Below are 233 nucleotides of genomic sequence, written 5' to 3' on the forward strand. Positions count from 1 at the left end.
AACACAGGAGGTCGACCAAAACGTTTCCCTGCGCCGCGGGCTCTTACTATCCCGGAATGAGTGCGTTCAAGTAAAAGGTCTCGTTCAAATTCAGCGACTGCTGAAATTACTTGCATCATCATTTTTCCTGTTGGACTGGTCAGGTCAATGCCACCCAATGCTAAGCAATGCACTCTGATACCTGTTTCGGTCAGTTGTTCCACTGTTTTCCTGATATCCATTATGCAAGCCTC

The 233-nt window shown here is 47.2% G+C and carries 1 protein-coding gene; it reads right to left on the reverse strand.

Annotated elements, in window-relative coordinates:
• Nucleotides 1-221: recombinase family protein (locus AC0L3J_RS38450; protein ID WP_473350630.1), on the reverse strand; the 221-nt coding region annotated here is incomplete at its 3' end.
• Nucleotides 222-233 lie beyond the last annotated feature (12 nt).

It is taken from the genome of Bradyrhizobium sp. Kon37 (assembly GCF_055807535.1).